This is a genomic window from Phyllobacterium myrsinacearum, from assembly GCF_002980555.1.
Taxonomy (GTDB): Bacteria; Pseudomonadota; Alphaproteobacteria; order Rhizobiales; family Rhizobiaceae; genus Phyllobacterium; species Phyllobacterium myrsinacearum.
Genome location: NZ_PVBT01000008.1, coordinates 108,673 through 133,676, shown reverse-complemented (window position 1 = coordinate 133,676; position 25,004 = coordinate 108,673). Strand labels below are relative to the sequence as shown.

The 25,004-nt window shown below is 59.6% G+C and carries 26 protein-coding genes; 7 read left to right on the top strand and 19 right to left on the bottom strand.

The genetic code is table 11. The features are described 5' to 3' along the window. Genes C5750_RS22655 through C5750_RS22645 form a run of 3 tightly spaced genes read left to right on the top strand, consistent with a single transcriptional unit; the run spans position 1 to position 4,816 of the window. Positions 1 to 1,296: a M16 family metallopeptidase gene (locus C5750_RS22655; protein ID WP_105737030.1), complete on the top strand. Its 1,296-nt coding sequence runs from the start codon at positions 1 to 3 to the stop codon at positions 1,294 to 1,296. A gap of 20 nt (positions 1,297 to 1,316) precedes the next feature. Beyond that, positions 1,317 to 1,901, top strand: a complete 585-nt coding sequence (locus C5750_RS22650; protein ID WP_105737028.1) for a GNAT family N-acetyltransferase — start codon at positions 1,317 to 1,319, stop codon at positions 1,899 to 1,901. 35 nt (positions 1,902 to 1,936) lie between these two features. After that, entirely contained in the window at positions 1,937 to 4,816 is a 2,880-nt protein-coding gene (locus C5750_RS22645; protein ID WP_105737026.1) for an EAL domain-containing protein, read from the top strand. Positions 4,817 to 4,818: 2 nt separating this feature from the next. Here the strand turns inward: C5750_RS22645 and C5750_RS22640 are convergent, their stop codons facing one another. Next, positions 4,819 to 5,421 (bottom strand): YqgE/AlgH family protein, encoded by a 603-nt coding sequence (locus tag C5750_RS22640; RefSeq protein WP_105737024.1) that lies wholly within the window; start codon positions 5,419 to 5,421, stop codon positions 4,819 to 4,821. 116 nt (positions 5,422 to 5,537) lie between these two features. On the opposite strand from C5750_RS22640, the gene C5750_RS22635 reads away from it, so the two are divergent. Together C5750_RS22635 and C5750_RS22630 are read left to right on the top strand one after the other, a co-directional pair. After that, positions 5,538 to 6,404: a protein-disulfide reductase DsbD domain-containing protein gene (locus C5750_RS22635; RefSeq protein WP_158531299.1), complete on the top strand. Its 867-nt coding sequence runs from the start codon at positions 5,538 to 5,540 to the stop codon at positions 6,402 to 6,404. Between the two features lie 76 nt (positions 6,405 to 6,480). Next, the gene (locus C5750_RS22630) at positions 6,481 to 6,966 is read left to right on the top strand and encodes a peroxiredoxin (RefSeq protein ID WP_105737020.1); all 486 of its coding nucleotides are present in this window, start codon (positions 6,481 to 6,483) and stop codon (positions 6,964 to 6,966) included. Between the two features lie 55 nt (positions 6,967 to 7,021). On the opposite strand, the gene rnhA is transcribed toward C5750_RS22630, so the two are convergent. The 12 genes from rnhA to coxB all read right to left on the bottom strand — a co-directional run bounded on the left by rnhA (position 7,022) and on the right by coxB (position 16,158). Continuing rightward, the gene (gene rnhA / locus C5750_RS22625; protein WP_105737018.1) at positions 7,022 to 7,465 is read right to left on the bottom strand and encodes a ribonuclease HI; all 444 of its coding nucleotides are present in this window, start codon (positions 7,463 to 7,465) and stop codon (positions 7,022 to 7,024) included. After that, entirely contained in the window at positions 7,462 to 8,442 is a 981-nt protein-coding gene (locus C5750_RS22620) for a homoserine kinase (protein ID WP_105737016.1), read from the bottom strand. The genes rnhA and C5750_RS22620 overlap by 4 nt, the downstream gene beginning before the upstream one ends. Positions 8,443 to 8,444: 2 nt before the next feature. Beyond that, positions 8,445 to 9,446, bottom strand: coding sequence for a 4-hydroxy-3-methylbut-2-enyl diphosphate reductase (gene ispH / locus C5750_RS22615; RefSeq protein WP_199538016.1), 1,002 nt, complete (start codon positions 9,444 to 9,446; stop codon positions 8,445 to 8,447). Between the two features lie 57 nt (positions 9,447 to 9,503). Beyond that, positions 9,504 to 10,286 (bottom strand): SURF1 family protein, encoded by a 783-nt coding sequence (locus C5750_RS22610; protein WP_105737011.1) that lies wholly within the window; start codon positions 10,284 to 10,286, stop codon positions 9,504 to 9,506. Further along, complete coding sequence (locus C5750_RS22605; protein ID WP_105737009.1) at positions 10,279 to 10,674, bottom strand: DUF983 domain-containing protein; 396 nt, start codon at positions 10,672 to 10,674, stop codon at positions 10,279 to 10,281. The genes C5750_RS22610 and C5750_RS22605 overlap by 8 nt, the downstream gene beginning before the upstream one ends. Continuing rightward, on the bottom strand, positions 10,671 to 10,823 hold the full coding sequence (locus C5750_RS26685) for a hypothetical protein (RefSeq protein WP_158531300.1): 153 nt from the start codon (positions 10,821 to 10,823) through the stop codon (positions 10,671 to 10,673). Before C5750_RS26685 ends, C5750_RS22605 begins: the two co-directional genes overlap by 4 nt. 43 nt (positions 10,824 to 10,866) lie before the next feature. After that, entirely contained in the window at positions 10,867 to 11,745 is an 879-nt protein-coding gene (locus tag C5750_RS22600; RefSeq protein WP_105737007.1) for a cytochrome c oxidase subunit 3, read from the bottom strand. A 58-nt stretch (positions 11,746 to 11,803) separates the two neighbouring features. Continuing rightward, positions 11,804 to 12,442 carry a cytochrome c oxidase assembly protein gene (locus tag C5750_RS22595; RefSeq protein WP_105737005.1) on the bottom strand — a complete coding sequence of 213 codons (639 nt, stop codon included), beginning with the start codon at positions 12,440 to 12,442 and terminating at the stop codon, positions 11,804 to 11,806. Next, a complete protein-coding gene (locus C5750_RS26680) occupies positions 12,442 to 12,597 on the bottom strand; it encodes a hypothetical protein (protein WP_165401776.1) in 156 nt (51 codons plus the stop codon). The genes C5750_RS22595 and C5750_RS26680 overlap by 1 nt, the downstream gene beginning before the upstream one ends. Before the next feature lies 1 nt (position 12,598). Further along, a complete protein-coding gene (cyoE, locus tag C5750_RS22590; protein WP_105737003.1) occupies positions 12,599 to 13,543 on the bottom strand; it encodes a heme o synthase in 945 nt (314 codons plus the stop codon). Between the two features lie 77 nt (positions 13,544 to 13,620). Then, positions 13,621 to 15,273 (bottom strand): cytochrome c oxidase subunit I, encoded by a 1,653-nt coding sequence (ctaD, locus tag C5750_RS22585; RefSeq protein ID WP_105737001.1) that lies wholly within the window; start codon positions 15,271 to 15,273, stop codon positions 13,621 to 13,623. A 39-nt stretch (positions 15,274 to 15,312) separates the two neighbouring features. Next, complete coding sequence (gene coxB, locus C5750_RS22580) at positions 15,313 to 16,158, bottom strand: cytochrome c oxidase subunit II (protein WP_105737343.1); 846 nt, start codon at positions 16,156 to 16,158, stop codon at positions 15,313 to 15,315. A 384-nt stretch (positions 16,159 to 16,542) separates the two neighbouring features. Here coxB and C5750_RS22575 point away from each other — a divergent pair, with 384 nt between their 5' ends. Both C5750_RS22575 and tldD read left to right on the top strand, forming a co-directional pair. Continuing rightward, complete coding sequence (locus C5750_RS22575) at positions 16,543 to 17,061, top strand: invasion associated locus B family protein (protein ID WP_223611539.1); 519 nt, start codon at positions 16,543 to 16,545, stop codon at positions 17,059 to 17,061. 80 nt (positions 17,062 to 17,141) lie between these two features. Next, positions 17,142 to 18,554, top strand: coding sequence for a metalloprotease TldD (gene tldD, locus C5750_RS22570; RefSeq protein ID WP_162800181.1), 1,413 nt, complete (start codon positions 17,142 to 17,144; stop codon positions 18,552 to 18,554). A gap of 18 nt (positions 18,555 to 18,572) precedes the next feature. Here tldD and C5750_RS22565 read toward each other — a convergent pair whose 3' ends face one another. The 6 genes from C5750_RS22565 to C5750_RS22540 all read right to left on the bottom strand — a co-directional run bounded on the left by C5750_RS22565 (position 18,573) and on the right by C5750_RS22540 (position 24,766). Further along, positions 18,573 to 19,802, bottom strand: coding sequence for a class I SAM-dependent RNA methyltransferase (locus tag C5750_RS22565; protein ID WP_105736997.1), 1,230 nt, complete (start codon positions 19,800 to 19,802; stop codon positions 18,573 to 18,575). 7 nt (positions 19,803 to 19,809) lie between these two features. Beyond that, complete coding sequence (locus tag C5750_RS22560; protein ID WP_105736995.1) at positions 19,810 to 20,547, bottom strand: TlyA family RNA methyltransferase; 738 nt, start codon at positions 20,545 to 20,547, stop codon at positions 19,810 to 19,812. A gap of 6 nt (positions 20,548 to 20,553) precedes the next feature. Beyond that, positions 20,554 to 22,473 (bottom strand): 1-deoxy-D-xylulose-5-phosphate synthase, encoded by a 1,920-nt coding sequence (gene dxs / locus C5750_RS22555; protein ID WP_105736993.1) that lies wholly within the window; start codon positions 22,471 to 22,473, stop codon positions 20,554 to 20,556. Between the two features lie 118 nt (positions 22,474 to 22,591). Further along, positions 22,592 to 23,515, bottom strand: a complete 924-nt coding sequence (locus tag C5750_RS22550; protein WP_105736991.1) for a pirin family protein — start codon at positions 23,513 to 23,515, stop codon at positions 22,592 to 22,594. Between the two features lie 65 nt (positions 23,516 to 23,580). After that, on the bottom strand, positions 23,581 to 23,835 hold the full coding sequence (locus C5750_RS22545) for an exodeoxyribonuclease VII small subunit (protein WP_105736989.1): 255 nt from the start codon (positions 23,833 to 23,835) through the stop codon (positions 23,581 to 23,583). Between the two features lie 4 nt (positions 23,836 to 23,839). Beyond that, positions 23,840 to 24,766 (bottom strand): histone deacetylase family protein, encoded by a 927-nt coding sequence (locus C5750_RS22540; RefSeq protein WP_105737339.1) that lies wholly within the window; start codon positions 24,764 to 24,766, stop codon positions 23,840 to 23,842. Positions 24,767 to 25,004: the final 238 nt, after the last annotated feature.

Here is a 25,004-nt window from a genome sequence, read left to right as displayed (position 1 = left end):
ATGGGCGTTGAAATCAGTCGCCTCTCCAACGGTCTGACGATTGCGACAGAGACAATGCCGCATGTGGAGAGTGTAGCCCTTGGCATCTGGGTCAAGGCAGGATCACGTAACGAGGCGAGCAATCAGCACGGTATTGCCCATCTTCTGGAACATATGGCCTTCAAGGGAACGGAAAATCGCTCCGCCTGGAAAATAGCCGCCGATATCGAGGATGTGGGCGGCGAGATCAATGCCGCCACCAGCGTCGAAACGACATCCTTCTATGCCCGCGTCCTGCGCGATGACATGCCGCTGGCCATCGATATTCTCGCCGATATTCTCAACAGCTCCAAATTTGATGCGGAAGAGCTGGAACGCGAGAAAAACGTGATCATGCAGGAAATCGGCGCGGCGCATGACACGCCCGACGATGTGGTCTTCGACCGGTTCACCGAAACCGCCTTCCGCAACCAGACGATCGGGCGCACCATTCTTGGCACGCCGGAAACCGTCCAGTCCTTTTCGTCAGCCGATCTGCGCCGCTATATGGATGACCAGTACAGCGCCGAACGCATGGTCGTTGTGGCGGCCGGCGGCGTCAAGCACGACGACTTCGTGCGCGAAGTCGAAAGCCGCCTTGGCTCTTTCCGGGCGAAGACGACGGCGCCGGAACCCGATGTCGCCCATTATGTCGGCGGAGATTTCCGCGAGCAGCGTGAATTGATGGATGCGCAGGTCGTTCTCGGCTTCGAGGGCCGCGCCTATCACGTGCGCGACTTCTATGCCTCGCAGCTCCTTGCCATGATTCTTGGCGGCGGCATGTCCTCACGGCTGTTTCAGGAAGTGCGGGAAAAGCGCGGGCTGTGCTATTCGGTCTATGCCTTCCATTGGGGATTCTCCGACACCGGCGTTTTCGGCATTCATGCCGCAACCGGACGCAGCCACCTGAAAAAGCTCGTCCCCGTCATCATCAACGAATTGCATGAAGCGGCGCGCAACATCGGGCAGGACGAATTGAACCGCGCACGGGCGCAGTACCGCGCCAGCCTGCTGATGTCGCATGAGAGCGCGGCAAGCCGCGCCGGGCAGATTGCCCGCCAGATGCTGCTCTATGGCCATGCGGTTTCCACCGAAGAACTGGTGGAGCGCCTGTCCAAGATCACCACGGAACGCCTGACCGATCTTGCCGGACGGCTGTTCATCGACGCATCGCCGACTTTGGCTGCCGTTGGTCCCATCGCCCCATTGATGAAGTTCCCTGATATTCGACATGGGCTGGCATCGGCAACGCCAAGCCCACGGAAAATAGCGGTCTAGAGCGTCAGCGGCATACCGCCATGATCGCCCTGCCCTTCCTGAAAAGTGCTTCGCCCTTGCTGCAGGGCGAAAGGCTTTATCTGCGCCCGCCACAGATTTCCGACTATCGGGCCTGGGCCAATCTGCGCGCGCTGAGCCGGGATTTCCTCGCGCCGTGGGAACCGCTGTGGGCGGACGACGATCTGGAGCGCAGCGCATTCCGCCACCGGATACGGCACTATGACGACGAAGCGGCCGCAGGAACGGCGCATCCGTTCTTTCTTTTCCACAATTCAGATTCACGCCTGCTCGGCGGCATCACGCTTGGCAATATCCGGCGGGGTGTCGGCCAAAACGGCATGATTGGGTACTGGATGGGTGCGCCCTATGCCGGTCAGGGCTATATGAGCGAGGCGTTGCGCCTGCTGATATCCCATGCTTTTACCAAAGTCCGGTTGCACCGGCTGGAAGCCGCCTGTATTCCAAGCAATGAAAGATCGATCCGCCTTCTCGAAAAAGCCGGATTTCAGAGGGAAGGACTGCTACGCTCCTACCTGAAAATAAATGGTATGTGGCAAGACCATCTGCTCTTCTCGCTCATAGAAGACGATGTGCGTGCTAAATAATAAAGGTTGAATTCGTGGCATCATTGACCGGACACATGCTGAAAGGCTTATCGAGGATTTTTGTCCTCATCTTTTTGATGATGTCCATGCTGTCGGCTGCCAGCGCCTTTGAAACCATCAAGATCACCAAGGAAAGCACCGCACTCGACCTGTCCAAGGCCGTCGAGATTTACCGGAACCAGGGTGAGACCTTCCAGATTTCCACGGCGCCCGGCACCGACGGCATTGTCCGCCGCATCGAGGTGCAGGCCAATGACAGCCGCTCGACCGGTGACTGGGCCGCATTTTCGCTGGCCAATCCCACCGATGAACAGATCGACCGCCTGATCGTCGCCCCGCACTTCCGCCTGGTCGGATCGGGTTTCATCTGGCCGGATCTCGGCTCGACGCGCATTACCTCCATCACCCCCAGCGAGGGCTTTGCCCTCGACAGGCAGGCCAGCGAAGATGCCGATATTTTCCTGGTCACCCTCAATCCCGGTTCGGTCATTACCTTTGTCGCCGAACTTGCCTCGCCCAACCTGCCGCAGGTCTATGTGTGGGAGCCCAATGCCTATAAGGACACGGTCAATTCCTACACGCTTTACCGCGGCATCCTGCTCGGCATTGCCGGTCTTCTCGCCCTGTTTCTGACCATTCTTTTTGTCGTCAAGGGAACGTCGCTCTTTCCAGCCACTGCAGCCATGGCCTGGGCGGTTCTTGCCTATATCTGTGTGGATTTCGGCTTCTGGAACAAGCTGATCGAGATCACACCGGGCAACGAACAGGTCTGGCGGGCGGGCACCGAAGTGGCGCTGGCGGCAACGCTGGTGATCTTTCTTTTCACCTATCTCAATCTCAACCGCTGGCACGACAATTTCAGTTACGGCGCGCTGACCTGGATTCTGGGCCTTGGTATTCTCTCCGGCGTGGCTATTTTCGATCCGCCCATCGCGTCGGGTATTGCCCGCTTCTCCTTTGCCCTGACCGTCATTGCCGGCATCGTTCTCATCGGCTTCTTTTCATTCCGCAGTTACGACCGGGCGATCATGCTCATACCGACCTGGCTGCTCCTGCTTGTATGGCTGCTGGGAAGCTGGCTGACCGTCTCCGGCATTCTGGCCAATGACATCGTCCAGCCGGCGCTCGGCGGCGGGCTGGTGCTGATCGTCCTGCTCATCGGGTTCACCGTCATGCAGCACGCCTTTTCCGGTGGTGCCCTGCAGCAGGGGCTGTTCTCCGATGTGGAACGGCAGGCGCTGGCCATCATCGGTTCCGGCGACATCGTCTGGGACTGGGACGTGCCGCGCGACCGCGTCGTCACGACGCCGGACCTTACCAATTTCCTCGGTGCATCGGCGAGTTCGCTGCACGGCGCCGTGCGCAACTGGCTGCCAACGCTGCATGCCGACGACCGCGACCGTTTCCGCACCACGCTCGACGTCATTCTGGAAAACCGCCGCGGCCGCATCTCGCAGACTTTCCGCCTGCGCGCCAATGACGGCCACTACTACTGGTACACGCTGAAAGCCCGCCCGGTGATCGGTTCCGACGGTGAGATTGTCCGCTGCGTCGGCACCCTCATCGATGTGACCGAGCAGAAAAAGGCAGAAGAACGCCTGCTGCACGACGCTGTCCACGACAATCTGACCGGCCTGCCCAACCGTGAATTGTTCCTCGACCGCCTCGGCTCGGTCATCACCATGGCGCAGACCGAAAGCAAGATCCGCCCGACCGTGTTCATCATCGATATCGACCGCTTCAAGCAGGTCAATGACGGGCTCGGCATGTCGGCAGGCGATACGTTCCTTCTGACCGTCTCGCGGCGCCTGCATCGTCTCCTGCGGCCGCAGGACACGTTGAGCCGCCTCTCCGCCGACCAGTTCGGCCTTATCCTGGTATCGGAAGTCGAGCCTGCCCGCATCGCCGCCTTTGCCGAAGCCGTCAAACAGGCCATCCGCGCGCCCATTGCCTTCGCCAAGCGCGAAATCGTCCTGACCGCATCGCTTGGCCTGATCACCTGGACCAGCGGCAGCACCGCCTCACCGGAAGACCTCGTGAAGGACGCCGAGCTTGCCATGTTCCAGGCGAAACGCTTTGGCGGCGACCGGATCGAACCCTTCCGTCCGGCGTTCCGGGCCGTGGGCAGCGACAAGCTGCAGCTCGAATCCGACCTGCGCCGCGCGCTCGAACGCCACGAAATTCACATTGCCTATCAGCCGATCGTGCGGCTGGAGGACAACACCATTGCCGGTTTTGAAGCCCTGATGCGATGGGATCATCCGCGCCGCGGCTCGATTCCGCCATCCGAATTCATCCCGATTGCCGAAAGCTCGGGGCTGATCGTGCAGCTTGGCCTGTTCGTCATGCAGCATGCAGCGGAAGACCTCGTCAATTGGCAGCGCACCATCGGCGCCACGCCGCTGTTTGTCTCGGTGAACATATCGAGCAGCCAGCTGATCCGGCAGGATCTCATCGACGATGTGCGCTCGGTGCTGACCCAGACACAGATCGATCCGGCCAGCCTGAAACTGGAACTGACGGAATCCCTGATGATGGAGAATCCCGAGCGATCCGCGCATGTGCTTTCCAGCATCAAGGCCATGGGTGTCGGTGTATCGCTGGACGATTTCGGAACCGGCTATTCATCCCTCTCCTACCTCACCTCGTTCCCCTTCGACATGATCAAGATCGACCGATCATTCCTCAAGGCCGAACAGCCGCAGAAAGTCACGCTGCTGCGTTCGATGATCAGCATGGCCCACGATCTCGGCCTTTCTGTTGTTACCGAAGGCATCGAGAATGAGAGCGACGCGCTGCAATTGCGCCAGATGGGCTGCGAATACGCGCAAAGCTTCATGTTCAGCCCGCCGCTGACGCTCGATGTCGCAACAAAGCTGCTGCGCGAGCAGTTCCAGCAGTCAAAGGCATCGTAGGGTCAGGCGTGGCCGGCAACGCTGGCGAGGCGTGAAGGATCAACGCCCATATGCGCCAGCAAGCGGTCGTACTTGCTTTCAAGGTCGGTGTCGAAAAGCAATTCCTGCGGCGCACGGCAAGTGAGCCAGCCATTGTTGGCGATCTCGTTTTCAAGCTGCCCCGCCGCCCAGCCCGAATAGCCCAGGGTCATCAGCGCACAGCGCGGACCACGCCCGCCGGATATGGCGCGCAGTATATCCACCGTGCCGGTCAGGCAAATCTCTTCGGAGACCGGCATGGTGGAATCCGTCAGATAATCGTCGGAATGCAGGACAAAGCCGCGGCGCATCTCCACCGGTCCGCCATTGCGCACGATGAAATCGCGGGTGCAGTCGGGCAGCATGATGGCCTGATGTTCATCAAGAACGCCGAGCTGCACCAGAATGTCGGAGAATTCCATCTCCTGCGGGCGATTGATGATCAGCCCCATGGCGCCCTTTTCCGAGTGCGCACAGACATAGATGACCGAACGCGCGAACCGGCTGTCGTCCATTCCCGGCATCGCCAGCAGGAATTGACCATTCAGAAATCCGGTCTCTTTGTTCGCCGTTCTGAAAATATCCATCGAACAAAGGTATCAAGGATTGCGCAAATGACAACGGCTTTGAATGAGGAATTGTAAAAAGAGCCGGAGTTCGGGCGCTTTCGCCCGGGAAATAACGGACGCCTCACATAGAAATGATGAGCAAATTCCGTGACATCCTTGATAAGGCCGAAAAGGCCTGCAATGGTCCGCGCATGAACACGACCATGCCCATTTTTCTCGCTGCAGCATTGAGTGCTGCCGCCTTTGCCTCGCCTTCGCAGGCTGGAAACTCCGATTGGACAAAGACCCCCGGAGGCAGTGTCCGGCTGATCGTCGACAATCCCCAGAAGGGCGTAAGCGAAGTCCACGGCGCCGTGCAGATCAATCTTGATCCCGGCTGGAAAACCTATTGGCGCGAACCTGGCGATGCCGGTGTGCCGCCGGAACTGGCGCTCTCGCAGGAAGGCAACATCAAGACCTATTCGCTTGGGTTTCCCGCCCCGCACCGGTTTGAGGACGGCAATTCGAAATGGGCAGGCTACAAGAAATCTGTCGCACTGCCGGTCATCCTGACATTGGCCGACCCGTCCAAGCCAGCCCAGTTCAAGGGCCATGCCTTTCTTGGCATCTGCGAGGCGATCTGCATTCCGGTGACCGCCGAATTCGATATTTCCATCGACAACAGCCCGTCGGACGCGCTGACAAAAACGCTTGTCAGCGATGCATTTGCAGCCCTGCCTGACAAGGCCTCGGCATCGTTCGGCGTGAAAAGTGCCGTGCGCAGGGATGACCATGTCAAGATCACGGTGCAATTGCCGGCAGATCAGCCGCAGTCCGACCTCTTCGTTGCCGGCGAAGGCGGCGTGACGTTCGGCATGGCGAAACTGAAAAGCCGCGAGGCGGCGACCGCCGTGTTTTCGGTGCCGGTCCTCACCGGCAAGGACAAGAAGGCCGTGACGCTGAACTACACTCTGGTCCAGGGTGAGAAAGCGGTTTCAGGCAAGCTTGAGGCACAGGAATAGCACCTGCCCACCCTCGACTTTTGATCATGCACGCCCTATCTCCATAGGGCTAGTTTTGTTCATATGGAGCCAATTCATGACAATCAAGGTAGGCGAGCGTTTGCCGGACGCCACGTTCAAGACAAAATCCGATGACGGTGTCAGCGAAGTCAGCTCGGACGCGCTGTTCAAGGGCAAGAAGGTGGTGCTGTTCGCTGTACCGGGTGCCTTCACCCCGACCTGCAGCATGAACCATCTGCCGGGTTATCTTGAAAACCGCGATGCCATTCTGGCCAAGGGTGTCGACACCATCGCCGTTGTCGCCGTCAATGATCCGCATGTGATGGGCGCCTGGGCCAAGGCCACCAATGGCGAAGGCAAGATCCAGTACCTTTCGGATGGCAATGCGACCTTCACCAAGGCGGTCGGCCTTGATATCGACCTTGCCGCCGGCACGATGGGCGTGCGCTCCAAGCGCTATTCCATGCTTGTCGAGGATGGCGTGGTCAAGGAACTCAACATCGAGGATTCGCCGGGTCAGGCAGTGACGTCAAGCGCAGCGACGCTGCTCGGCCAGCTGTAAACAGCGCCAGAGCCAACCCATGCAAGGGGCCGGTCTGACCGGCCCTTTTGTTTGCTCAGGATTTGTTCTTGAACGGCGCCATGCCGGTTCGGGCAAGCTCGTCGGCGCGCTCGTTCTCCGGATGGCCCGCATGGCCCTTGACCCAGTGCCAGACCACCTTGTGGCGCTTGCGCGCCTCATCGAGAGCCTGCCAAAGTTCGGCATTCTTCACGGGCTTCTTCGCGGCGGTTTTCCAGCCATTGCGCTTCCAGCCCTCGATCCAGCCGGAAATGCCATCACGGACATAGACCGAATCCGTATAGAGATCGACGGAACAAGGCTCCTTCAGCGCATTGAGCGCGGCAATGGCGGCCATCAGCTCCATGCGGTTGTTCGTGGTATCGGCTTCACCGCCGGAAAGCTCTTTCTCATTGCCGTTCCAGCGCAGGACAGCGCCCCAGCCGCCGGGGCCGGGATTGCCGGAACAGGCGCCATCGGTAAAAACCTGTATCGACTTCACGAGGCGGCACCCGCTGGCAGCAGGCCATATTCTTCGGCGGATTTGATCTGGCGATGGAAGCGCATGCGGCGGACATATTCCATCGGGTCTTTCTTGACGACAAAGCTGCCCTCGGGAACCGTCAGCCAGTCATAGAGCCGGGTCAGCATGAAACGCAGGGCCGAGCCGCGCGCGAGGATGGGCAGGCTGTCCGCCTCCTCCACCGAAAGGGGACGCACGGAATTATAACCGCGCAGCAATGCCGTGCCCTTGGTCAGATTGAACGAATGGTCTTTTTCAAAGCACCAGGCATTCAGGCAGACCGCGACATCGTAGGCAAGCAGATCCGTGCAGGCGAAATAGAAATCGATCAGGCCGGAAAGCTTGTCGCCGAGAAAGAACACATTGTCCGGGAAAAGGTCGGCATGAATAACACCGGCCGGCAGATGTTGCGGCCAATGGGCTTCGAAAAATGCCAGATCGGCTTCCGTCTCACTGGCAAGGCCCGGCTCGACCCGGTCGGCATTGGCCTTTGAATTGTTCCACAATGGCCGCCAGCCAGCGACGGAGAGCGCATTCGTGCGGCGCATGGGGAAATCTGCACCGGCCACGTGCATGCGCGCCAGTGCCTCTCCCAGCGCGTGGCAGTGCTGCACCGTGGGCCTGCGCATCCACATGCCTTCCAGGAAGGTCACGATAGCGGCCGGGCGCCCCGCGAGTTCACCTATGCTGGAGCCGTTTTTCTGCCCGACCGGCAAGGGACAGCTGATCCCCTTGCGTGCCAGGTGCTGCATCAGCCCCAGAAAGAACGGCAGATCATTGCTGTTCACCCGCTTTTCATAGAGCGTCAGGATGTAGGATCCCTTGCTGGTATGCAGCAGATAGTTGGAATTCTCGACACCTTCGGCAATGCCCTTGTAGGAGAGCAGTTCGCCAATGTCATAATCCCGAAGGAAGTGCGCGAGATCGATTTCGTTGATATCGGTATAGACAGCCATAATCAGTGACTTCCGTTGACGAATGCCATGTCGCCGCTGGTCAGTTCCACATCGCGCAGATCGCGCATGACATGGAAATTCTCGGTTTCGATGGTCGTCTCGGCAAGGTCAATCGACACGGAATAGCGCTCCGAAAAGGACTGGATGATTTCATCGACAATGATTTCAGGCGCGGATGCACCGGCGGAGAGGCCGACGGTCGCAATATCGCCGATCAGATCCCAGTCGATATCCGCCGCCCGCTGCACCAGCAGCGATTGCACCGCACCCGACCGCTCCGCCACTTCCACCAGCCGTTTCGAATTGGATGAATTCGGCGCACCAACGACGAGGAAGAGATCGCAGCCGGGCGCTGCCGCCTTCACCGCATCCTGCCGGTTTGTCGTGGCATAGCAGATGGATTCGGCCGCCGGTGCGGTCAGATCCGGAAAGCGGCTCTGCAGAGTGGCAATGATGCCGGCGGTGTCGTCGACGGACAGCGTCGTCTGCGTCACGAAGCCGAGGTTCTTGGGGTCCGCCGGCTGATACGTCTCCGCGTCTTCAATGGTTTCGATCAATGTTACCGCGCCCTCCGGCAGTTGCCCCATCGTTCCGATGACTTCCGGATGACCGGAATGGCCGACCAGAATGACATGGCGTCCAAGCCGCTGATGCCGCATGGCCTGCTTATGCACCTTGGAGACAAGCGGACAGGTGGCATCGAGATAGAAGAGGTTCTTGTGTTCCGCGTCCTCCGGCACCGACTTCGGTACGCCGTGCGCGGAGAAAACCACGGGCTGGCTGCGATGTTCTGCCGGGATTTCGTCGAGTTCTTCGACGAAAACGGCACCGCGCGCCTGCAGGCCCTGCACGACATAGCGATTGTGGACGATCTCATGCCGGACATAGACCGGCGCACCATATTTCTTCAGCGCCAGGACAACGATCTGGATGGCGCGATCCACTCCAGCGCAAAATCCGCGCGGTCCGCACAGGCGGATTGTCAGTGGTTTCTTGTCAGCCATGGTCATAGGTCTCGCGGAAGTCGAAGCGTTTGATGTGCCCATGGAATTGGGCGGCAATCAACGGGAAGTCAAGTCCGAAGGTTGAGTTTCTGCTTTGTCGCCCTGCCTGCGCCGCACCATCGAGATGATCACGATGGCGAGCAGCGTCGCCGCCAGACCATACCACGTGACCGCATATTGCAGATGGCTGTTGGGAAGATCGATGATGGTGACGCCGCCGATGGGAAAGCCGCCGGGATTGGGCGTTTTATCAGCATCAATGAAAAACGGCACGAGCTGTTCGGGATTGATGCTGGACTGCGCCGCCATAACAGACAGGTCTTTCCAGAAATAGATGTTCTTGACGAGATCATTGTCGGGAAGGATGGAGGACGGTTTTCCAGCCAATGGATTGCGGGCAAGCCCTGTAACGGTCACCGGTCCCGCCACTTCACCCTGCTGGCGCGTCGACGCATTCTTCTGGTCGTAGGGCACAAAGCCGCGATTGACGAAAACCGCCCGGCCATCGTCGAGTTGCAGCGGCGTATAGATGAAGTAACCGGAATAACCCTCATAGGTGGCAAAGAAATGCCGTTCGCGGTCATTGAGCAGACGCCCGGTGACAGTCACGGGACGGTATTCGACGTCATGATCCTGTGCCCAGATCTTTTCAATCTCAGCCAGGGGTTGCGGCGCGGAGTGGGTGCGCGCGGCGATGGTTGCCAGCAGCGCTTCCTTCCATTGCAGGCGTTCCACCTGCCAGGTACCCAGCCCGATCAGGATGACAAAGAGGATAGCGCTGAGACTCAGCGTGATCCATGGAAACCGGGCAGATTTTGCTGGTATTGCGACGTCACTCATGGGCAGCGGGACTATCAAGGCGCCCTTCCGCAGCCTTGTGCTTGTATTGAAGGGCAATCAGGACACCTTTCATCCAGCGCAAGGCCATGAGACAAAGCACAAGCGCCAGCGGTATCCACAGGATGAAATGCACCCAAAGCGGCGGATCGAGCGTAACTTCCATCCACAGCGCCAGCCCGACGACGATAAACCCGATCAGCAGCATCACCAGCACGGCCGGACCATCGCCCGAATCGATAAAGGAATAATCGAGCCCGCAGCTGGAGCATTGCCGGGCCGGGGTCAGAAAGCCATCGAACAGCCTGCCCTGTCCGCAGCGGGGGCAACGCGCCTTGACGCCTGCCCTGAACGGGTCAACTGGCGGATAAAGGGCTCTGTCTTCACTCATGGGTTGGTCTCGATCGGTGTTCCATCCTGGACCAGCGTCCAGATTTCATCCATTGCGCGATTAGTGACGGCATTGCTTCCCCCTGTCCAGTCGATAAGTTGAAGCACCCGCCCCGCATTGAGATCATGCCAAACAATAAGGGCGGCCATGTTTCCATGACCGCCCTCTTTATTTCTGTTTGCAGCGGCTTGCTTATTCGACGGCCAGCGTCGCGCCCCATGAGGCCCAGACGTAGATCGAGAAGAACAGGAACAGCCAGACCACGTCGACGAAGTGCCAGTACCAGGCGGCAGCCTCGAAGCCGAAATGCTTCTGCGGAGTGAAATCACCGCGCATGGCGCGCAGCAGGCAGACCAGCAGGAAAATCGTTCCGATGATCACGTGGAAGCCATGGAAACCCGTGGCCATGAAGAAGGTCGCGCCGTAGATCGAATCCTTGAACGCGAACGGTGCGTGCATGTATTCGTAACCCTGCACGAACGAGAAGAGCATGCCGAGCAGGACCGTCAGCGTCAGGCCGGTGATCAGGCCCTTGCGGTCCTTGTGGATCAGCGCATGGTGCGCCCAGGTGACCGTCGTGCCTGACAGCAGCAGGATGATGGTGTTGTACAGCGGCAGATGCAGCGGGTCGAGAACTTCAATGCCCTTGGGAGGCCAATGGCCGCCGGTGAAGGCCGCACGGGCAACCTGCTCCGCTTCGCCCGGGAACAGGCTGGCATCGAAGAAGGCCCAGAACCAGGCAACGAAGAACATCACTTCCGACGCGATGAACATGATCATGCCATAGCGCAGATGCAGGGATACGACGCGGGTGTGGTGCCCTTCCTTGCTCTCCCTGATGGTATCAGACCACCAGCCGAACATGGTGTAGAGAACGATGACGAGGCCGATGAAGAACAGCCATGGCTGCGCCAGGTTATGCCCGAAAAGCGGCAGCTCACCGCCACTGTGGTAGCGCATGTAAGCGATACCGCCGATAGCCATGACAAACGCACCAACGGAGCCAAGGAACGGCCATGGGCTTGGATCAATAATATGGTAGTCGTGGTTCTTTGTGTGCGCTTCGGCCATTTTAACCCCCGCAAGTTCTATTCATCTGTTTAGCCACTGACAAAATGTCAGCGCAAGTTCAAAGCTGTCCCGACGGCTTGTCTTTCTTCACATCCGCACTGGCAGCAACCGGTGCCGGCATCGCGATCGGAAAGAATGTATAGGACAGCGTAATCGTGTTGACGCCCTTGAGTTCTTCCGAATTGACGATATCCGGATCGACAAAGAACACGACGGGCATCTGCATGTCTTCGCCGGGCTTCAGGACAGTGTCGGTAAAGCAGAAACATTCCACCTTGTTGAAATAGGCACCTGCCGCCTGCGGCGTGACGTTGAAGGCTGCGCGGCCAGCCGACGGCTTGTCCAGTTTATTGATCGCTTCGTAGTGAATGAGCTTGGTCTCGCCAATGTTCATCGTCACTTCGCGCTGCACAGGCTTGAACTGCCATGCCAATCCGTCAGAGGTATTGGCATCGAAACGAACCGTGATCTTCTTGTCGAGGATCGTATCGGACATCTGCTCGACCCGCTGGGTCGTACCACCATAACCGGTCACCTGACAGAACATGGCGTAGAGCGGCACGGCGGCAAAGGCCATGCCGACCATGCCGAAGAAGAAGGCAAGGCAGGAAATCGCAATTGTCCGGTCGGAAACCCGGCGCTTGGATTCAGGCGTGCTTGCCGCTGTTATCTGGTTATCTTCCACAGGAGCGCTCATCACATTTGCCGTTCAAGTATCCTGGCACCAAGCTTGGCCCACGTGCCGACATAGACAAGGATGACAAACGCGGCCAAGGCAAGAGCAAGCGCGATGGAGCGGCTGCGCTGCGCCCTTTTCTGTTTGGGTGTCAGTGTAACGCGATCATCACTCATGTCATGCACCTGCCAGGAAAAGTGCTTTGCGCACAAGGATTTCGCCGAGAAGCACGGCATAGAGGCTGAAGAGATAGAAGATCGAGAAAGCGAACATCTTCTTGGCCGGCTTGATCATCGGCGCGCCAACCGGCGCGCGCCAAACGGTCCAGGCGTAGAAAAGGAACAGTGCACCGGCGCCAATGGAAAACACGCCATAGACAATCCCGGCAAAGCCCATGACCCACGGCAGCACTGCAACCGGCGCCACCAGCAGCGTGTAGAGGAAAATCTGGAATTTCGTCGACGCTTCACCCATGACGTTGGGCATCATCGGGATTTTGGCTTTCTCGTAATCATCCGACATGAACAGCGACAGCGCCCAGAAATGCGGCGGCGTCCACAGGAAGATGATGAGGAACAGCACGATGCTTTCGATGCCGACCGAATTGGTCACGGCAGCCCAGCCGATCATGGGCGGAAATGCACCCGCAGCCCCGCCGATAACGATGTTCTGCGGCGTCGAGCGCTTCAGCCACATCGTATAGACCACCGCATAGAAGAAGATGGTGAAGGCCAGCAGGAACGCCGAGAGAAGATTGACGAAAAGGCCGAGCGTGACCACGGAGAACGCGGACAGCAGCAGACCGAAGGTCAGCACCTCTTCACGCGTGATCCGGCCGGCCGGAATGGGGCGATTGGCGGTACGCTTCATCACGGCATCGATATCGGAATCGTACCACATGTTCAGCGCGCCCGAGGCTCCGGCGCCAACGGCGATGCAGAGAATGGCGATAACACCGAGAATGGGATTGATATGGCCGGGTGCAGCCATCATGCCGACAATGGCGGTGAAGACCACCAGCGACATCACGCGCGGCTTGAGCAAGGCAATATAGTCCGACGCATTGGCTTCAGACAGGCCAATCGCGGTATCTACAGTTGCGTTTTTCTCAATCAGGGCCATTCGATCAGTCTTGTTGTTTCAGTCGTTTCAACTTGAAGATGCCCGGGCCGCTGGGGTTCAGCGGCCCGGTTGTATTCTTACTTGATGCGTGGAAGCTGTTCCCACTGATGGAAGGGCGGCGGCGAAGACAGCTGCCATTCCAGCGTGGTCGCACCTGGACCCCAGGGGTTGGCGCCGGCTTCACGCTTCTTGGCAAAAGCCTCGAAGACACCGAAGAGGAAGATCAGCACGGCAACACCGGAGATGTAGGAACCGATGGACGATACTTCATTCCAGCCGGCGAATGCATCGGGATAGTCGATGTAGCGGCGCGGCATGCCGGCAAGTCCGAGGAAGTGCTGCGGGAAGAACACCAGGTTGACACCGACGAACATTACCCAGAAGTGCGTGTGCGCAATGGTGTGGTTGTACATGTAGCCGGTCATCTTCGGGAACCAGTAGTACCAGCCCGCGAAAATTCCGAACACGGCACCCAGCGACAGCACGTAATGGAAGTGCGCGATCACGTAGTAGGTGTCATGCATCGCACGGTCGAGACCGGCATTGGCCAGCTGCACACCCGTCACACCGCCAACGGTGAACAGGAAGATGAAGCCGATTGCCCAGACCATCGGCGGCTTGAACTCGATGGAACCGCCCCACATGGTCGCGATCCACGAGAAGATCTTCACGCCCGTCGGCACGGCGATGACCATCGTCGCGAAGACGAAGTAGCGCTGTGTGTCGAGCGACAGGCCAACGGTGTACATGTGGTGCGCCCAGACGATGAAGCCGACCACGCCGATGGCAACCATGGCATAGGCCATGCCGAGGTAACCGAAGATCGGCTTGCGCGAGAAAGTCGAGACGATGTGGCTGATGATGCCGAAGGCCGGCAGGATCATGATGTACACTTCAGGATGACCGAAGAACCAGAAGAGATGCTGGAAGAGCAGCGGATCTCCGCCGCCTTCCGGCGAGAAGAATGTCGTGCCGAAGTTGCGATCGGTCAAAAGCATGGTGATACCACCCGCCAGAACCGGCAGAGCCAGCAGCAGCAGGAATGCGGTGATCAGCACGGACCAGGCAAACAGCGGCATCTTGTGCAGCGTCATGCCAGGCGCACGCATATTGAAGATCGTGGTGATGAAGTTGATCGCACCCAGGATCGACGATGCACCGGCAATGTGCAGCGACAGGATGGCAAAATCCATCGCCGGACCGGGCTGGCCGGTTGTCGAATAGGGGGGATAGATGGTCCAGCCGCCACCCGTGCCATAGCCGCCGGCAGGGCCGGGAACGAACATGGACAGGAGGAGCAGAAGCAGCGCAGGCGGAAGCAGCCAGAACGAGATGTTGTTCATGCGCGGGAAGGCCATGTCAGGTGCACCGATCATGATCGGAACCATCCAGTTGGCGAAACCGCCGATCAGCGCCGGCATGACCATGAAGAAGATCATGACCAGACCATGTGCCGTCGAGAACACATTGTACATCTGCTTGCCACCATCGATGGCGGCATCACCCTGGAAGCCGTAGACCATCGATGCAAGACCGCTGAAAATCTGGATGCCGGGCTGCTGAAGCTCGGCACGCATGGCGATCGAAAGGCAACCGCCAATGATGCCGGCAACGATCGCGAAGATCAGATAGAGCGTGCCGATATCCTTGTGGTTGGTCGAATAAACCCAGCGCGTCCAGCCTGTCGGCTTATGAGCGTCATGGGCCTCGTGAGCTGCAGAACCTGCCATCAAAGTGCTCCCGTTCCTCAATAATTCGCGTCAACCAGCTTAGTTGCCGGCTACGTTTATGTTCTTGTCTGCGTCGATTTTAGCGGTGAGTGTCTTGTATGCGCCCGGAAGATCCTTCCCGGCAGCAGCAAACCACGCATCATACTGGCTTTGCGAAACCACATGGATCGCAATCGGCATGAAGGCATGATCCTTGCCGCAAATCTGCGAGCACTGACCATAATACATGCCTTCCTTATCCGCCTTGAACCATGTTTCGTTGCTGCGGCCGGTGACGGCATCCATCTTCACGCCGAAGGCCGGCATCGAGAAGGAGTGGATCACGTCGGCACCCGTTACCAGAAGACGAACGGTCGTGTTCACGGGAACAACCATTTCATTGTCAACAGCAAGCAGACGCGGATAGGCCTTGCGGTCTTCCTTGCCTGCGGCAGCGCGATCAGCATCTTTCAGCATGACGGAGTCGAAGGAGACAGGCGCATCACCCACCTGGTATTCATATCCCCAATACCACTGGTAACCCGTCGCCTTGATGGTCATCTTGGCTTCTTCAGGCGAATATTGCGCGGTCAGAAGCTGGAAGGAAGGAATTGCCAGGAACAGAAGGATAACGACCGGACCAACGGTCCACACCACTTCCACCGCCGTGTTGTGGCTCGTCTTGGACGGAACCGGATTGGCACTGGCGCGGTAGCGAATCATGACCCAGCCCAGAAGGACCATCACGAACAGTGTAATCGGGACGATGAACCACAATGTATAGTGCTCGAACCAGATGATCTGCTCCATAATGGCAGATCCAGCTGGCTGGAACGTCATCTGCCAAGGCTCGGGCTGTGCAGCATATGCAGTACCGGCACTCAACAGGCCCCCCAGGACACCCATCAGCGTGACAATGTTCTTCTTCACCTAGAAATCTCCCGAATGAAGCTTCAATTCCATACGTTAAGACCGGGCTTCATGACTGGCCCGGAGATATGCCGCGTTCAAATCACACATTAGCCTACATCGCAAGGAAGGCGAACGTGATGCCGTGCGGCATTTTTGCGCGCAGCGCGCTGCCTGTGGATGACAGCATCTTGTAAAGACGTGTCTTTTTTCATTTTCCCGACGATTTTGGCCCGCGACACGGGGTGGGCTCACAATCCGGCCATTTTTGCATTACACCAGAGATGACAGAGCCGCTGTATGCTGGGGAGTGTTTGAGCGGTATTCTTTTCATCCGGGCCGTGGCGGTTTAACGTCTGGATGATTCGTTTTGGAGCCTACATGTCCTCTTTCGCGCTACGTAGCATCGCCCTCGGTCTGCTTTCCCTGTCCATTGCCGGTTTTTCCGGCGGTGCCATGGCAGCACAGCAGAGCGGCACGGTCAAATCCACTCACGGCGCATGGTCGATCCTGTGCGACACGCCGGCAGGCGCAAAATCAGAGCAGTGCGCTCTCATTCAGAATGTCGTCGCAGCGGATCGCCCGGAAATGGGTCTTTCGGTCGTGGTTCTCAAAACCGCCGACAACAAGGCCAAGATCCTGCGCGTGCTCGCGCCGCTCGGCGTGCTTCTGCCCAACGGTCTCGGCCTGAACGTGGATGGCAAGGATATCGGCCGCGCCTATTTCGTCCGCTGCTTCGAAGACGGCTGCTATGCGGAAGTCATCCTGGAAGATCAGCTTGTCCAGACCTTCAAGACTGGCAAGGCTGCAACCTTCATCGTCTTCCAGACGCCGGAAGAAGGCATCGGTATTCCCGTCGAACTCAATGGATTCGGCGAAGGTTTCGACGCCCTTCCCTGATCGCGCCATAAGTTTTCTGTTGTAGCGGGCCGGGCGAGGCCCTACATCCGCTTCATAATCACCTGAACGGATGAATGATCATGAAAAGCCTCATCGACAGTTTTGACGCGCCGCGCGAAAAAATCCTCGAAACCGTCAAGCAAAGCCTTGATGGCGCCGATGACGGCGAGCTTTTCATCGAATATCGGGAATCGGAAGGCCTTACCTTCGACAATGGCCGCCTGAAGAACGGGACCTTCCATCAGGACCAGGGATTTGGCCTGCGCGCCGTTGCCGGTGAAGCCGTCGGCTATGCGCATGCGGGCGAGCTTTCGCTTGGCGCGCTCAAACGCGCTGCCGATGCAGCCTCGGCCGTGCGCGCCGGCTATGCCGGCGCCTATACCGCGGCTCCTCCCGGAACCAACCGCAGCCTTTACGGCGATGAAAACCCGATTGGCTCGCCCAGCTTCGAAGTCAAAGTCAAACTGCTGCAGGAAATCGACGCCTATCTGCGCGCCAAGGACCCGAAGGTCCGCCAGGTGTCCGTTTCGCTGGCAGGATCGTGGCAGCAGGTCGAGATCCTGCGTGCCGACGGGCATTTTGTCCGCGACATCCGCCCCATGGTCCGGCTCAACGTGTCCGTTGTCGCCGGTGATGGCGACCGGCAGGAAAGCGGCAGCTACGGAACCGGCGGACGCAGCGGTTTCGGCGCGTTCATCACCACCGAGAAATGGCAGCATGCAGCGGATGAAGCGCTGCGCCAGGCGCTGGTCAATCTCGAGGCCATCCCTGCCCCGGCGGGAACATTCGATATTGTCCTGTCCAATGGCTGGCCCGGCGTGATGCTGCATGAAGCCGTCGGCCACGGGCTCGAGGGCGACTTCAACCGCAAGAAGACCTCGGCTTTTGCCGGCCTGCTCGGCCAGAGGGTGGCGTCGAAAGGTGTCACCGTGGTCGATGACGGCACGATTTCCGAGCGCCGCGGCTCGCTGACCGTCGATGACGAAGGCATGCCGACCAACAAGACTGTTCTGATCGATGACGGCATTCTCGTCGGCTATATGCAGGACCGGCAGAACGCGCGCCTGATGGGCATGCAACCCACCGGAAACGGACGGCGCGAATCCTATGCGCACGCGCCGATGCCCCGCATGACCAACACCTATATGCTTGATGGCGACAAGACACCGGAAGAGATCATTGCTTCGGTCAAGAACGGTATCTATGCGGTGTCGTTCGGTGGCGGCCAGGTGGACATCACGTCGGGCAAGTTCGTGTTCGGCTGCACCGAGGCCTACATGATCGAGAATGGCAGGATCGGCGCGCCGGTCAAGGGCGCGATGCTGATCGGCAATGGCCCGGACGCCATGCAGCGCATTTCCATGATCGGCAACGATCTGCAGCTCGACACGGGCATGGGCAATTGCGGCAAGGGCGGCCAGTGGGTGCCGGTCGGCGTCGGCCAGCCGCATCTGCGCATGGACCAGATGACCGTGGGCGGCACGGCGGTCTGATCCGCCGTTTTCTCTTGTCTATTTCTTCGAGAGCAGCGCCACCGCTTCGACGTGCGACGACCAGAGGAACTGGTCGATCGGCACGACGCGGTCAATCTTGTAGCCGCCCTTGACGAGGATGCTCAGATCGCGCCCGAGCGTCACCGGATTGCAGGAGACGGCTGCCACTTTCGGCACATTCGATTTTGCAATCTCGATGGCCTGCGCTTCGGCGCCCGCACGCGGCGGATCAAAGACCAGCCCGCTATAGGGCGCAAGCTCACGCGCCAGAAACGGCCGGCGGAACAGATCGCGGCGCTCGACACTGACCGGCTTCAGGCCCTGAACATGACGTGCGCCACGGTCCAGTGCATCAAGCGCGACCTGCTCGCTCTCCACCGCATGAACGGCTGACTTTTCCGCCATCCGCAGCGCGAACGTGCCGGAGCCACAGAACAGATCGAGGGATTTCTTTGCCTTTGCCAGATGCCCCGTCACCAGCGCAGCCATGGCCTCTTCCGCCTCGACGGTTGCCTGCAGGAACCCGCCGGCCGGAAGATAGACCGGAACCTTGCCGAAATGCACCAGCGGCTTTTTCGGCTCGACGATGATTTCACCCTCGAAGCTCAGCCGGGCAAACCCCTTCTTCAGCACAAGATTGGTCAGGGCGTGACGCTTGGCTGCATCCGGGGCACCGCAGCCCGAGGCCATGATGTCGAGGCCGGATGCCGTCGCGGTCACGGTCAGCTTGAACGGCTTCATGCCGCCGCCCAGCACCGCAACGATCTCGCGCAGATCATCCAGCCGTGCAACGATTTCCGGAACGGTGACCGCACATTCGCTGATGTCGATGAGTTCGTGGCTCTGGTGCCGGTTAAAGCCGAGAACGGCGCCATGGTCACTCGTGCGCACGGCAAAGACTGCCCGGCGGCGGGTCTGCGGTGCGCAGGGGATGAGCGGATCGAGCTTGAACTGCAATCCGCGCCCGCCAAGCGCCTCCTGCACCAGGGAACGCTTCCAGTCCTGGTAGGCACTCTCCTGCCAATGCTGGAGCGCGCAGCCACCGCATTCCTCGAAATGACGGCAGGCGGGATCGATCCGCTCCGCCGATGCCTCGAGCAGCGCCATCATCGTCGCACGGCCATTTTCCAGCGCGACATTGGCAATCTCGCCCGGCAGCGAGAATGGTACATAGACACTGCCTGCCGTGGTTGCGGCAATGCCATCGCCACCGGCGCCCATCCGCTCAATTGTTACGCGCGTGCTCATCAGCTCTTCAATCTTTTCTCTTCAAACCGGCCAGAAGATATTCGCGATTGCCATCGCCGCCCTCTATGGGCGAAGGGCACAGCCCCAGGGCTTTCCAGCCCGGCAATCCATCCAGCCAGTTCCTTAGATCATTTGCGGCACGTTCGCCATCCATTGGATCGCGCAAAATGCCACCCTTGCCGATTGCCTCGCGGCCGGCCTCGAACTGCGGCTTGACGAGGAGGACGCAGTGACTGCCGGGCTCTGCCAGTTCCAATGCGGGCGGCAAAGCGAGTTTCAGCGAGATGAAGCTGACATCCGACACCACCAGCCCGATTCTTTGCCCGCCCAGATGGTTGCGGGACAGCACCCGTGCATTCAAGCCTTCGAGATTGCTGACACGCGCATCGGTGCGCAGGCTGTCATGCAGCTGGTCGTGACCGACATCGACGGCAATGACGTGCGCTGCACCGCGTTCCAGCAGGACCTGGGTAAAACCGCCGGTGGACGCACCGATATCCAGAGCACTGCGGTCACGCACATCGATTGAAAACTGGTCAAGACCGGCAATCAGTTTCAATGCTGCACGTGAGACGTAACCGCTTGCCGGGTCGTCAACGCCAATGACGGCGGCATCGGAAAACGTTGCTCCGGGCTTGGTGACAACCGAATGGTCGACGGTGACCGTGCCGCGCACAATTGCGTCTCTTGCCCGCGAACGGCTGGCAAACAGGCCCTTTTCGACAAGCAGTTGATCCAGCCGCATTGCCGCCTATGCCCTGGCCGGTGCTGCCAGATCGTCGCGGCCGAGCGCTCCGAAAACGGTCCGGACGATGCCAGCCCGGTCGAGCCCCGAACGTGCATACATGGCTTCCGGCTTGGCATGATCGAGATAGAGGTCCGGCAAAGTCAGCGTGCGGACGCGCAAGCCATGGTCAAGCAGACCATCGCGGCTGAGGAAATGCAGGACATGCGATGCAAAGCCGCCGATTGCCCCCTCTTCCACCGTCACAAGCACCTGATGCTCACGCGCCAGACGGCGGATCATGGCCTCATCCAGCGGCTTGGCGAAGCGGGCATCGGCAACGGTGGTGGAAAGCCCGGCGGCATCCAGCTCATCGGCAGCCGCCAGGCACTCCTGCAAGCGCGTGCCGAAGGAGAGCAGCGCAACCTTACTGCCTTCGCGGATGATGCGACCCTTGCCGATCTGCAGGATTTGTCCGCGTTCGGGCAGATCGATGCCAACGCCGTCGCCGCGCGGATAGCGGAACGAAATCGGGCCCTCATCATATTCGGCGGCGGTGCGCACCATGTGGCGCAGTTCGGCCTCGTCGGAGGCTGCCATCACCACGAAACCCGGCAGGGCCGCGAGAAAGCCCGTGTCGAACGAGCCCGCATGTGTGGCGCCGTCAGCGCCGACCAGACCCGCGCGGTCAATCGGGAAACGCACGGGGAGATTCTGCAGGGAAACGTCGTGCACGACCTGGTCGTAGCCGCGCTGCAGGAAGGTGGAATAGATCGCGGCAAACGGCTTGAAACCTTCCGTCGCAAGGCCCGCGGCAAACGTGACGGCGTGCTGTTCGGCAATGCCGACATCGAACACCCGGTCGGGAAAGACTTCACCGAAGAGATCGAGTCCGGTGCCGCCCGGCATGGCGGCGGTGACGGCGACGATCCTGTCGTCGTGGCGGGCTTCCTCGATCAGGCTCGTTGCAAAAATCTTGGTGTAGCTCGGCGCATTGGCTGGTGGCTTGGCCTGCGCGCCGGTGATGACGTCGAATTTGTTGACGCCATGATACTTGTCGGCGGCGGCTTCCGCCGGGGCATAGCCCTTGCCCTTCTGCGTGACCACATGAACCAGCACAGGGCCGTCCATCGTATCGCGGACATTTTTCAGAACCGGCAGGAGATGGTCGAGGTTGTGCCCGTCAATCGGGCCGACATAGTAAAAGCCGAGCTCCTCGAACATTGTACCGCCGGTCCAGAAACCACGCACATATTCTTCCGAGAGCCGGGCTTTTTCCTGCAGGAATTTCGGCAGTTTCTTCGCCAGTTGCTTGGCGGTCTCGCGAATGGAGCGATAGGTCCGGCCGGACACAAGCCGCGCCAGATAGGCGCTCATGGCCCCCGTCGGCGGCGCAATCGACATGTCATTGTCATTGAGGATCACGATCAGCCGCGCATCCAGCGCGCCGGCATTGTTCATCGCCTCATAGGCCATACCGGCCGACATGGCGCCATCGCCGATGACCGAGATCACATTGCGTTTGACGCCGGAGAGATCGCTGGCAACCGCCATGCCAAGACCGGCGGAAATGGAGGTCGAGGAATGGGCGGCGCCAAACGGATCATATTCGCTTTCGCTGCGCCTGGTGAAGCCGGACAGCCCGCCCTCCTGCCGCAATGTGCGGATCCGGTCGCGGCGCCCGGTCAGTATCTTGTGCGGGTAGGCCTGATGGCCAACATCCCAGATGATCCGGTCATGCGGCGTATCGAAAACATGATGCAGGGCAACCGTCAGCTCGACAACGCCGAGACCGGCACCGAGATGGCCGCCCGTGGTCGACACGGCATCCACCAGCTCCGCCCGCAGCTCCTGTGCCAGTTGCGGCAGGTCGCTCTCCGGCAAGGCACGCAAATCCGTGGGGATGACGACGCGGTCGAGCAGCGGTGTTTGCAGTTTTTTCGCCAAAGCACAGGTTCCAGTTGCACAGTCAATTCTTGCCGGAAGGCTGGCGCTTCCTAGATGAATTCAGCCAAAGCAGCAAGAAGCCCAGCCTTGCCTCAGCCCATGTCACGCCCAGCCCATGTCAATTTTCAGGCAGGGGTATGAACTCTTCCTCATCACCCGGTACGATATCGAAGCGGCCCGAGCGCCATTCCTCCTTCGCCTGTTCAATCCGCTCTTTCGATGACGAGACGAAATTCCACCAGACATAACGCTTGGATGGCATGGTCGCGCCGCCGAACAGCATGAAATGCGCGCCCTGCGGTGCCGATATGACAATCTCGTCTCCGGCGCGGAAGGCCAGCAGGCGGTCGGCCGGAAAACGCTCCCCGGAAATCTCGACCGGCCCGTCCAGCGTATAGATTGCCCGTTCTTCCGCCGCATCCGCCTTTATCTGGATATGCGCGCCCGGTTGCAGGCGGATGTCGACATAGAGTGTCTCGGCATGCTGCTTGACCAGAGATTGCGCACCATGGAACGTTCCCATGACAACGCGGGCCTCCATGCCCGCCTCGCGCAGCACCGGCAGTTCGCCCGCCGCCGTATTGGCAAAGGTGGGGTCGATTTCCTCGAGATGGTCGGGCAGCGCCAGCCATGTCTGCAGGCCCGATATGGGCAGTGGCTGGGTGCGCAGCTCTTCCGGTGAGCGTTCGGAATGGACAATGCCGCGCCCGGCCGTCATCAGATTGACGTCGCCCGGACGGATGACCATTTCGGTGCCGAGACTGTCACGATGACGGATATTGCCGTCAAAGAGATAGGTGACCGTCGACAGGCCAATATGCGGATGCGGCCGCACATCCAGCGCATCGGTGGGACGCAGAATGGCCGGTCCCATGCGGTCAAAGAAAATGAAGGGGCCAACCAGCCGCCGCTTGGCGGTGGGCAGCGCACGGCGGACTTCCAACCCGCCAATATCGCTTGTGCGCGGAATGATCAGCGTTTCGATCGAATCAACGGCGGTGAAATCGCCGGGTTGTGGATCATTGCCGGGAAAAAAGCTCATCAACGCTGCTCCAACTCATCGGAGCCGCATCATAGCGTCTCGCAGCCCGGCTGAACAGCCGCGGACTATTCCGGGTCGAGCGGCTCGGTGCCGGCGGGCTGGCCGTCGCGGCCCAGCCGGATTTTTTCGACCTTGTCCTCGGCGGCGCGCAGCAGCGTATCGCAATGTTTTTTCAGGGCTTCGCCGCGTTCATAAATGCGGATCGACTGCTCAAGCGGCACATCGCCGCGCTCGAGGTCATCGACAATCTTTTCCAGTTGATCAAGCGCCTGCTCGAAGCTCATGGCGGCGATATCGGCATTGGGTTGTACATCGGCCATGGTTTCAACCTTTCATCAAACGTTTGATATGTGCACCGGCAGACTGCGACATGCCCTTGAGGTCGTAGCCGCCTTCCAGCAGGCTGACAAGCCGGTTCGACGCGTACTTCCCAGCTCTTTCCAGCAAAACGCCGGTGGCCCAGTCGAAATCATCCTCGTCCAGATTGATCTCGGCCAGGGGATCGCGATGATGCGCATCAAAACCGGCCGAAATGATGATCAGGTCCGGCTTGAAACTGTCGAGCGACGGCAGGATTCGCGTCAGGAACGCCTCGCGGAAATCCGCGCTTCCAGTCTGGGGCGCGAGCGGCGCATTGACGATATTGCCTGCGCCCGTTTCATCCCTGGCGCCGGTGCCGGGATAGAGCGGCATCTGATGGGTCGAGCAGTACAGCACGGATGGATCGTCCCAGAAAATGTCCTGCGTGCCATTGCCGTGGTGCACATCCCAGTCGACGATGGCGATCCGCTCCGCCCCATGCGCCTTCTGGGCGTGGCGGGCAGCAATGGCGGCATTGTTGAACAGGCAAAAGCCCATGGCCCGGTTGCGCTCCGCATGGTGGCCCGGCGGGCGCGACGCGACAAAGACATTGTCCGCCTGGCCGGTAAAGACATCATCGACCGCCGCATTGGCCGCGCCGATGGCGGCAAGCGCGGCTTCCCAGCTCTTCGGGCTGACGGAGGTATCCGCATCGACCCGGGTAAGCCCCGCATCCGGAATGGCCTCGCGGACCCGCCCGATATAATGCTCCGGGTGCGCATAGAGGATGGTTGCCGCGTCACCCGGCGGCGCCAGCGTCCGGTCCAGCGCATCGAACGCACTGTCCTCCAGCACCTTGTTCAACGCGCGCAGCCGGTCCGGCCGTTCGGGATGGCCGACGGGCGTCAAATGCTCAAGATAGATCGGGTGCGTATAAAGACGGGTGACCATATCGGCTTTCTGCAACTGGGAATGGACATCGACACAGGGCTTGGGTTGCGCCGGGAGAATGTGCACAGACACCGCGCTCCGCACAAGAGCCAAAGCAGCGGACCTTGCATCGATTTTCCGAACTTCGGGCGGAATCAGCCGTGCCGCCGCGATTGAAATTTTGCATATTTCAGCGAAAACCTCGACCAATGTCTAATTGACGGCCTCCCACCTGATGTAGGAATATTATCCCTTTAAA